The 1,818-nt window shown below is 73.8% G+C and carries 2 protein-coding genes; both read left to right on the forward strand.

The genetic code is table 11. The features are described 5' to 3' along the window. Nucleotides 1-702, forward strand: a 702-nt coding sequence (locus G3I19_RS36370; protein ID WP_164267927.1) for a nuclear transport factor 2 family protein, incomplete at its 5' end; no start/stop codon positions are given. Nucleotides 703-772: 70 nt separating this feature from the next. Then, nucleotides 773-1,818 (forward strand): lytic transglycosylase domain-containing protein (locus tag G3I19_RS36375; protein WP_164267928.1); only part of this gene is annotated, 1,046 nt, incomplete at its 3' end.

The raw sequence follows: 1,818 nt of genomic DNA on the forward strand, positions 1-1,818 counted from the left end.
CCCGGGGCACCCGACGAGACCGGCGCGGAGCAGTCAGCCGCGGAGCAGTCAGCCGCGGAGCAGGCAGAGTCGGACCCGGCAGAGCCGGACCAGGCAGCCGCGGACCGGACCGAGACGGATGCGGCCGGGCCGGATGCGGCCGGTGCCGCGTCCGGGAGTGTCCCGGCGGCGCGCCGTTCGCTCCGGGCCCGGGTGCGGCTGCCCGTGGTGCTGGCCGTTCTCACCGTGCTGCTCGGCGGGTTCGCCGCGTACGCGGGGACACAGGCTTCCGCGCTGCACGACGACGACGCGGCCGGCAACGGTGCGCTGAGCGACGTGGCCCGTACGACCGAGGTGAAGGGCCAGGTCACCAGCGCCGTCAACGCCCTCTTCTCGTACGACTACGCCAACACGGCCAAGGCCGACCGGGCCGCGGCGACCCTCCTCACGGGCAAGGCCGTCGAACAGCACAAGGACATGCTGGCGGCCGTACGCGCGCAGGCCGCCAAGCAGAAGCTCGTGCTGACCACCACCGTCACCCAGAGCGGGGTGGAGCTGATCGACGGCGACCGCGCCCGGGTGCTCCTCTACGCCGACCAGAGCAACACCGGCACGGCGGCCAAGAAGGACCGGACGACCTATGCCGCGGCGATGTTCGCCGTCGACGCGGTGCGCGGCGGCGGGAAGTGGCGGATCGCGGATATCGACACCTTCAACCCCTGACCCCTGACCCCTGACCCCTGACTCCCGACCCCTGACCCCTGATCCCATGACCCAGAAGAGGGAGCGGCGTATGAGGCACGTGCGGCGGATGCGACGAGGGCTTGGGGGCAGTGCGGTGGCCGCGGTGGCCATGGCGGCGCTCACTGCCTCGCAGGCGCCCGGGCTCGTTCACCATCAGCAGCCGCAGCCGAGGAGAGCGTCCGTACCCGCGGGTGAGGCCACCGCCCAGGTCGCGGGCCCCACGGACAACTCGTTCCACACCGAGATCCCGCCCCTGGTCACACCACCCCCGCCGGGCAACCCCGTCGACGCCGGTGACGCGGGTCCCGTGTACGAGCAGTCGGGGATCCCGGCGACCGTACTGGCCGCCTACCGGTCGGCCGAGGCACAGCTGCGGCGCAGCGACCGGGCCTGCGGGCTGCCCTGGCAGCTGCTCGCGGCCATCGGCAAGGTCGAGTCGGGGCAGGCGCGGGGCGGGGCGGTCGACCCGCACGGCACCACCCTCGCGCCGATCCTCGGCCCGGTGCTCAACGGCTCGGGCTTCGCACACATCCCGGACACCGACCACGGGGCGTACGACGGGGACACGACGTACGACCGGGCGGTGGGCCCGATGCAGTTCATCCCGTCCACGTGGGCGACCTGGGGACAGGACGGGAACCACGACGGAAAGAAGGACCCCGAGAACGTCTTCGACGCCGCGCTCGCCGCCGGCCACTACCTCTGCGCGGGCGGCCGTGATCTCCGCAGCAGCGGCGGCCTGGACAGCGCGGTCCTCAGCTACAACCACTCCGACGCCTATCTGCGGCTGGTGCTGTCCTGGCTCTCCTTCTACCGGAACGGGACGCATGAGGTCCCGGACGGCGAGGGGGTCCTGCCGCACAGCCCGGGCGCGGGCAGCGCGTCCGACGGCGCACAGCCCGCCAAGGCCCACGGGCACGGGGACGGGCAGGGCGGACGTGCGGGCGGCGGACACGGTGACGGGGGCCACGGCGGCGGGATCGTCATCGGCCCCGCGCCCTCCCACACCCCTTCCGCGAGTCCGTCAGCAGGCCCGACCGGCAGCGGCACACCGACGCCGCCGGGCAGTTCACCGGGCGAACCGGGCGAACCGGG

Source organism: Streptomyces sp. SID10853, assembly GCF_010548145.1.
In the GTDB taxonomy this organism is placed as follows: Bacteria; Actinomycetota; Actinomycetes; order Streptomycetales; family Streptomycetaceae; genus Streptomyces.